The organism is Geodermatophilus africanus (assembly GCF_900107105.1).
Taxonomy (GTDB): Bacteria; Actinomycetota; Actinomycetes; order Mycobacteriales; family Geodermatophilaceae; genus Geodermatophilus; species Geodermatophilus africanus.
In genome coordinates, this window is record NZ_FNOT01000001.1 from 572,533 (window position 1) to 580,044 (window position 7,512).

General features: G+C 73.6%; 6 protein-coding genes and 2 pseudogenes. 4 read left to right on the forward strand and 4 right to left on the reverse strand.

The window, feature by feature from the left end:
* Positions 1 to 43: 43 nt before the first annotated feature.
* Positions 44 to 724, reverse strand: coding sequence for a hypothetical protein (locus BLW63_RS02605; protein WP_091151087.1), 681 nt, complete (start codon positions 722 to 724; stop codon positions 44 to 46).
* On the reverse strand, positions 721 to 1,674 hold the full coding sequence (locus tag BLW63_RS26595) for a hypothetical protein (protein WP_170856598.1): 954 nt from the start codon (positions 1,672 to 1,674) through the stop codon (positions 721 to 723). The genes BLW63_RS02605 and BLW63_RS26595 overlap by 4 nt, the downstream gene beginning before the upstream one ends.
* An 85-nt stretch (positions 1,675 to 1,759) precedes the next feature.
* On the opposite strand from BLW63_RS26595, the gene BLW63_RS26600 reads away from it, so the two are divergent.
* The 4 genes from BLW63_RS26600 to BLW63_RS02630 all read left to right on the forward strand — a co-directional run bounded on the left by BLW63_RS26600 (position 1,760) and on the right by BLW63_RS02630 (position 6,375).
* A complete protein-coding gene (locus tag BLW63_RS26600) occupies positions 1,760 to 2,440 on the forward strand; it encodes a signal peptidase I (protein WP_170856599.1) in 681 nt (226 codons plus the stop codon).
* A 5-nt stretch (positions 2,441 to 2,445) separates the two neighbouring features.
* Positions 2,446 to 3,525 carry an ATP-dependent DNA ligase gene (locus BLW63_RS02620; protein WP_091151093.1) on the forward strand — a complete coding sequence of 360 codons (1,080 nt, stop codon included), beginning with the start codon at positions 2,446 to 2,448 and terminating at the stop codon, positions 3,523 to 3,525.
* A gap of 133 nt (positions 3,526 to 3,658) precedes the next feature.
* Positions 3,659 to 5,218 (forward strand): alpha/beta hydrolase, encoded by a 1,560-nt coding sequence (locus tag BLW63_RS02625; protein WP_091151095.1) that lies wholly within the window; start codon positions 3,659 to 3,661, stop codon positions 5,216 to 5,218.
* Positions 5,219 to 5,304: 86 nt separating this feature from the next.
* Positions 5,305 to 6,375, forward strand: a complete 1,071-nt coding sequence (locus BLW63_RS02630) for a DNA polymerase domain-containing protein (protein WP_091151097.1) — start codon at positions 5,305 to 5,307, stop codon at positions 6,373 to 6,375.
* Positions 6,376 to 6,744: 369 nt separating this feature from the next.
* Here the strand turns inward: BLW63_RS02630 and BLW63_RS02635 are convergent.
* Positions 6,745 to 7,230: pseudogene (locus tag BLW63_RS02635) on the reverse strand (transposase); the annotation flags it as partial.
* A 7-nt stretch (positions 7,231 to 7,237) separates the two neighbouring features.
* A pseudogene (locus tag BLW63_RS02640) lies at positions 7,238 to 7,512 on the reverse strand (ISAzo13 family transposase); the annotation flags it as partial.

Below are 7,512 nucleotides of genomic sequence, written 5' to 3' on the forward strand. Positions count from 1 at the left end.
GGACCCGCCTCCGGCGCGCTGAGCCCGTCAGCGGACGTCGAGCTCAGCCCGCCGGGGTGGCCTCGGCGGCTGCCGGGGCCTGCGGCGGTCCCGCCGCGGTGCCGCTGCCGGCAGCCGTCCTGTCCTTGGCGCCGTTCCCGTCGTTGCCGGGAGTTCCCCGCCCGACCTGTCCGGGCGGCACCACGACGTGGACCGGCACGTCCGCGGCGTCGCTGAACCCCCCGGTCGTCTGCACCAGGTCGAGTCGCAACACGCCGGTCCACTGGACGGACCCCTTCGGCCCGGCGGCGGGCGGGGGTGCCGTGACCGTGAGCGAGAGGTCGGCCGTGGCTGCTTCGGCGTCCAGGACGACCAGGGGCAGCGGAGTCGTGACGAGGCTGCACAGGTCCGACACCGCCGGCCTCGACCCGTCGTGCACGTCGATCGTCAGGTCCGCGGTGGGCAGCCCGGCGCAGGGGTCGGCGCCCTGCGCGCCGACGAGAGACACGCGCAGCGCCGCCCGGCTGCCCTCGCCGATCTCCGCACGGACGGCCAGGTCGGCGGCCCGGTCGAGGTGCAGCTGCACCGGCCCCGGCGGCTCCGCGACCGCCAGGCTCAGGGATCCCGCCCCGACCTCGGCCGACAGCGACGCGGTGTCGCTGAGCAGGGCGACGGTGCCGCCGGTGCCGAGGGCCAGGCTGCCGGCGAGCACGGCGCCCAGCCCCAGGGCCGTCCGGGGCCTCACGCGGCACGCTCCCGTGGGCGGCGGCGCGCGAGCACGAAGGCGAGCCCGCCGAGGACGATCGCGCCGAGGAACAGGCTGCCCCAGGCCAGCGCCTGACCTGCGAGGGACGTCGATCCGGACTCCGTCGACAGCCCGTCGCCATCGACGGTCACGGGCGTGGCCATGCTGCCGACGACCCCCTCGCCCGCCGGCCCACCGGCTTCCTCGGCGGTGGGCCCGCCGACCCGCCTTCCGGATTCGGTCCCGGCCGCGGCAGCGGTCCCGCCGCCGGCGGCTCCGGCGCCGTCCGCCGGGTCCGCACCGCCACCTGCGGCCGCCGCGGCGCCTTCGCCCAGGGTGCCGTCCGCAGCCGTCCTGCCGGACGTGGTCGCACCGCCGGGGATCGTGCCGTCGGACGCCGGGTCGGCACGGAGGACGGCGCCCGGGGAGCCGTCCTCGTCGCCGACCGCCGACCGGTCCCCGAGCTGCTCCTCACCGACGACGTCGAGGATGAAGGTGAGGGTGTCCGACTGGGCACGGTTGTCGTCCGAGCCCCCGTTCGGGAACTCCAGTGCCAGGACCAGGCAGGTCACTCCCACGGCGTCGAAGACGCTGTCGCCGCCACCGGACAGGTCGAGTCCGACCGGCTCGGAGGTGGCTCGGCAGCCTCCGCCGTCGTCCGTGCCGCCCGCGACGGTGGCGTCCAGGAAGTCGGCCAGCTCACCGTCTTCCGCGCCGCAGCTCTCGTCCCCGGCCTCGGACTCCGGCTCGACGCAGTCGTTCTCGAACTGGACCAGCGAGTCGACGGAGACGCCGAGCTCGTCCGCCCGGGAAGCCCAGTCCGGCAGGGCGACGTCGAGTGTCTGGCTGCCACCGGGGGCGAGTGTCTCGCCCGCCGCCGCCGGCCCGGCTGGCAGGAGCACGGCTCCAGCGGTCAGCAGGGCGCCGAGGACGGCGGCGGGTCGGCGCACGCACCCATGCTCCGGGGCGGGGAGAGAGGCGCGCATCGACAAAATCGATGATGCCGGGGCCCGGAGCACCCGGGAGTATCGGAGCGTGCCCTCCCCTGCCTCCGCCCCGGACGCGCCCACCTGCAGCCTGGCGGTCCACACCGTGCGCCGGGTGGTCTCGTGGGTGCTCGGCCTGGTCCTGCTCGCCGGAACAGGAGCTGCTCTGGGCGTGGTCGTCTACCCGGTGGTGACCGGCGGCGCCGCGCTCGCCGTGCTCACCGGCAGCATGACGCCGGGGCTGCCGGTCGGCGCCATGGTCTTTACGAAGCCGGTCACGGACCCCGCGGCGCTACGGGTGGGCGACGTCATCACCTTTGTGCGAGAGCCGGGCTCCCCTGAGCTCGTCACCCACCGCATTATCGCCGTGGACGACTCGGGGGACATGCCCGTGTTCGCCACCCAGGGTGACGCGAACAACGCCCCGGACCTCGACCCTGTCCCCGCCTCCTCGGTCCGCGGCGAGCTGTGGTTCAGCGTGGCGGAGCTCGGCCGCGCGGCCGCGGTCCTGCACTCACCGAAGGGGCTGGGCTTCCTGGTCGTCCTCGTGTGCGCTGTCCTGGCCGTGGCTCCGGGACCTGAGCCGGAGCGGAAGCGCCCCGAGGACACGGCGGCCGGCCCCACCGGCGAGCCGCCGGCTACAGCCCGGGCGGACGTCGACACGGTGCACGTCCAGCTGGTCCGCCCGGCCGTCCCCCCGTCGCCTGCCCGCATCGGACTGCTTGACTGACCGGCATGGACCTGCCCCTGCTGCCGCCGGTGAAGCCGATGCTGGCCAAGGCCGTGACCAAGGTGCCCACGGCCGAGCACATGTACTACGAGCCGAAGTGGGACGGCTTCCGGTGCATCGTCTTCCGGGACGGCGACGAGGTGGAGCTGGGCAGCCGCAACGAGCGCCCGCTGACCCGCTACTTCCCCGAGGTGGTCGAGGCGGTGAAGGCGGCGCTGCCCGAGCGGTGCGTGGTCGACGGCGAGATCGTCGTCCCCCGCGGGGACCGGCTGCACTTCGAGGCGCTGCTGCAGCGCATCCACCCGGCGAAGTCGCGGGTCGACCTGCTGGCCGAGCAGACGCCGGCGTCGTTCGTCGCCTTCGACCTGCTGGCCGTCGGGGACGAGTCGCTCATGGAGACCCCGTTCGCGCAGCGGCGGGCCCGGCTGCAGGAGGTCGTCACCGTCACGGAGTCGGTGCACCTCACGGCGATCACCCAGGACCCGGACACCGCGCAGCGCTGGTTCGAGGAGTTCGAGGGTGCCGGGCTCGACGGCGTCGTCGCCAAGGCCGCCGACCTCCCCTACGGCCCCGACCAGCGGCTGATGACCAAGGTCAAGCACGTGCGGACGGCGGACTGCGTGGTCGCCGGCTTCCGCTGGCACAAGAGCGGGCCCATCGTCGGGTCGCTGCTGCTGGGCCTCTACGACGACTCCGGCGACCTGCAGCACATCGGCGTCGCGGCGTCCTTCCCGATGGCCCGGCGGGCGGAGCTGGTCGAGGAGCTGGCGCCGTACCGGGCCGAGGCGCTCGACGGGCACCCGTGGCAGGACTGGGCCAACGCGGAGGTCGTGAACGGGGCGAACGGCGAGGAGCACCGGATGCCCGGCGCGCAGAGCCGCTGGAACGCCGGCAAGGACCTCTCCTGGGTGCCGCTGCGCCCGGAGCTGGTGGTGGAGGTCAAGTACGACCAGCTGGAGGGGCGGCGGCTGCGGCACACCGGCCAGTTCCTGCGCTGGCGCCCCGACCGGGAGCCGCGCAGCTGCACCTACGACCAGCTCGAGGTGCCGGTCCGCTACGACCTGGCGGAGGTCTTCGCCGGTTGAGGGACCCCCCTGCCCGCCACCCCTCGCGAGCTCGCGGCGGGGCCCTGCAGGGAGGCCACCTCGGCTGAGCGGTCCGTCACCCGGTCGGGGGCGTGCCTGCGCCGCGCGGCCGGGCCTCATACCCTCGGGACCCATGCGCCTGTCCCGCGGCCTGGTCGCCGCTGCCTCCGGCCTGCTCCTGGCGGTCCCCGGCTGCACCTCCTCCGCCGAGGACACCGCGGCGGACGCGTCGGCGTCGGCGTCCTCGGCACCGGCCGAGCCGGAGGCCGCGGAGATCGCCTGGAGCGACTGCGACGCCCAGATCTCCGAGCTGGTGGCCGGCGCCCCGGGCAGCGAGCGCGACCTGCTCTTCGAGTGCGGCCGCACCGAGGTGCCGATCAGCTACGACGAACCGCAGGGCGAGACGCTGCCGCTGTTCCTCGTCCGCGCCCGCTGGGCCCAGCAGGCCGACCGGATCGGCTCGCTGGTGATCAACCCCGGCGGCCCCGGCGGCTCGGGCGCCGACGCCGCGATCGGCCAGGCGCTCACCCTCCCCGAGGACGTGCTGCGCCGCTTCGACGTCGTCGGCTTCGACCCTCGCGGCGTCGGGCTGTCGACACCGGTCGAGTGCATCCCGGCCGAGCTCAAGGACCGGGCGACCGCCGCCGAGCCGCGACCGACGACCCCCGAGCAGGTCGACGAGGCGTTCGCGCTGCAGCAGGAGGTCGCCGACGGCTGCGCCGAGGAGTACGGCGACGCGCTGGGCACCTTCAACACCGTCGACACCGCGCGGGACATGGACCTGCTGCGGCAGTCGCTGGGTGACGAGCAGCTGACGTACCTCGGCTACTCGTACGGCACCACCCTCGGCTCGACCTACGCCGAGCTGTTCCCGGACCGGGTGCGGGCGCTGGCGCTCGACGCCGCCGTCGACCCGGACGACGACCCGCGGGCGGAGGCCGAGCAGCAGTCCACCTCGCTGGAGGGCAGCTTCGACGCCTTCGCGGCCAACTGCACCGGCCTGGTCGCCGGCTGCCCGCTCGGGCCGGACCCGCGCCGCTTCGTGGAGGAGCTGCTGGACCAGGCCGGGGCGGCGCCGATCCCCAGCGCGCTGGCCGGTGAGACCCGCCAGGCGACGCCGGGCGTGATCATGACCGCCGTCCTCTCGGCGCTGTACAGCACCGAGTCGTGGCCGCAGCTGGCGCAGGGGCTGGCCGCAGCCCGCAACGGCGACGCCCAGCAGCTGTTCTCCCTCGCCGACGCCTACGCCGGCCGGCTGCAGGACGGCACCTACACCAACCGGTTCGACGCCAACGTGGCGATCAACTGCGCCGACACCGACCCGGAGACGGCGGTGTCCGAGGAGGAGGTCCGCACCCTGGCCACCGAGTGGGGCCAGCGCTTCCCGCTGTTCGGCGCGGGGTCGGCCGTGGGGCTGCGCAACTGCGCCGTGTGGGAGGCCGAACGCACCCCGATCCCCGAGCGGGACGCCGAGGGCGCCGCGCCCATCCTGGTGATCGGCAACTCGGGCGACCCGGTCACCCCGCTGCCCGGCGCGGTCGACATGGCCGAGGACCTCACCTCCGGCGTCCTGCTGACGTGGCAGGGGCAGGGGCACACCGCCTACCCGAAGACCGCCTGCGTCACCGGGGCGGTCAACGCCTACCTGATCGACCTGGTGGTGCCGCAGGACGGGTTGACCTGCCCCGCCTGAGTGGTGCGGACGCCGGGGCGGGCGACGCCCCGGCTCCGCTCGCCTAAGGTGCGCCGGGTGAGCTCACGATCCGGGTCGAGTCGGTGATGGCGTCGTCGTCGAAGGACGCCGTCCTGCTGCAGGTCGACGGGCACGAGGTGCGCGTCTCCAACCCGGAGAAGCCGTACTTCGCCGACCTCGGCATCCGCAAGATCGACGTCGTCGAGTACTTCGTCGCGGTCGGCGGCGGGATCCTGCACGCACTGCGGGACCGGCCGACGACGCTGGAGCGCTGGCCCGGCGGGGTGTTCGAGGGCGCGCGGCTGTCCACCCGCATGGACAACACCGGTGACGCCTTCTACCAGAAGCGGGTGCCCAAGAACGCCCCCGAGTGGGTGCCGACGGCGCACATCACCTTCCCCAGCGGACGGACGGCGGACGAGATCGCGCCCGACTCGGTGGCCGTCGTGGCCTGGTGCGCGAACCTCGGCACGCTGACGTTCCACCCGTGGCCGGTGTCCAAGGGCGACGTCGAGTCGCCGGACCAGATCCGCATCGACCTGGACCCGCAGCCGGGCACCGACTTCTCCGACGCGGTGTGGGTGGCGCCGCACGTGCGGGAGCTGCTGGCGGAGTTCGGCATGCAGGGCTGGCCGAAGACCTCCGGCGGCCGCGGCGTGCACGTCTATGTGCCCATCCAGCCGCGCTGGACGTTCCCCGAGGTCCGCGGCGCGGTCATCGCCTTCGGCCGCGAGCTGGAACGGCGGATCCCCGACCGCGTGACGATGTCGTGGTGGAAGGAGGAGCGCGGCGAGAAGATCTTCATCGACTACAACCAGATGGCCCGGGATCGCACGATCGCCTCGGCATACTCCATCCGGCCCAAGCCGCACGCGCCGGTCTCGGCCCCGGTCGACTGGGACGAGCTGCCCGACGTCCACCCCACCGACTTCGACGTGCTGACCATGCCGGCGCGCTTCCGCGAGGTCGGCGACAAGCACGCCGGGCTGTCCGACCACGCCTTCGGCATCGAGCCGCTGCTGGAGCTCGCCGAGCGCCAGGCGAAGGACGACGGCCTCGGCGACCTGCCCTATCCCCCGGACTACCCGAAGGTGCCGGGAGAACCCATGAGGGTGCAGCCAAGCCGTGCCAGGAAGCGGACCAGCGAAGATGCCTAATCGCTTGACTGACGGCTGCACTCGCGAGGGCTGGGAGACGGGCGCACACCGCTCGTTCACCTGATATCCCGCCCGCGACCGAGCAACCGAGGCGACCGATCACTGCATTTCGTCACCCAGCGGCGGTCGCGGTGACGTCCCGGCTGGTGGCAGAGCAAGTACCGCGCTCCTGCTCCGGCCTTGCCCTGTCCCTTGCCCACTGAGTGACGTCTCTCAGTGGGCTCCTATGAGCCACGCACTGCACGGCCGAGCGACAGACGACCCGCAGCCCTGTCCCGCAAGGCCCACGCGCTGCGGCGACGTTCGGACGCGACGGTCAAGTCCCCGGGCGTGGTGTTTGGCGGCTACCGCGTGATCTTCGATGTCTGGTCAGGCGCTGAGCGCCGGAATGCTCACCTCCTCCTCGGTGGTCTCGTCGGTGTCGTCGGCCGGCCGCAGCCGGCAGCGGGCGAGGACGTCGAGGCCGAGGTAACGGCGGCCTTCGGTCCATTCATCGTGTTGCTCGGCCAGGACGGCGCCGACCAGGCGGACCAGTGCGTCACGGTCGGGAAAGATGCCGACGACGTCGGTGCGCCGGCGGATCTCGCGGTTGAGCCGCTCGTTCGGATTGTTCGACCAGATCTGCCGCCACACCTCCTTCGGGAAGGCGGTGAAGGCCAGCACGTCGGCCCGCGCGGCCTCGAGGTGGGCGGCCACCTTCGGCAGCTTGTCGGCCAGCGCGGCCAGGACGTGGTCGAACTGGGCGTGCACGGAGTCGGCGTCGGGCTGCTCGTAGACCGAGTGCAGCAGCGCCCGCACCCAGGTCCAGGCGTTCTTCGGACAGACCGCCATCAGGTTGGCCGCGTAGTGGGCCTGTAAAGAATCAACTTGTCGGCGTGTCAATGTCGTCGGCGCTCGGGGTCGGCAGCGAGGCGAGGAGCTCGGCCGCGGTGGTGAATCGGGTGGCGGCCGGTGTGGCGGCGTAGCCGGTCTGGTCCAGGAGCGGGCCGACTTCGCGCAGCGCGCCTCCGATGGTGCGGCGGCTGACTTCGAACAGCTCGGCGAGGGTGTCGTGGGTTCCCAGGCCGCGCCGGTGGAGCACGGTGGCCAGCACCCGCTCGGCGTCGGTGATCTTCTGCATGAAGACGCCGCCGCGGG

Bases quoted from the DNA above. Each gene is read 5' to 3' on its own strand.
- BLW63_RS02620 (WP_091151093.1), top strand. From the start codon at position 2,446: ATGGACCTGCCCCTGCTGCCGCCGGTGAAGCCGATGCTGGCCAAGGCC.
- BLW63_RS02625 (WP_091151095.1), top strand. From the start codon at position 3,659: ATGCGCCTGTCCCGCGGCCTGGTCGCCGCTGCCTCCGGCCTGCTCCTG.
- BLW63_RS02630 (WP_091151097.1), top strand. From the start codon at position 5,305: ATGGCGTCGTCGTCGAAGGACGCCGTCCTGCTGCAGGTCGACGGGCAC.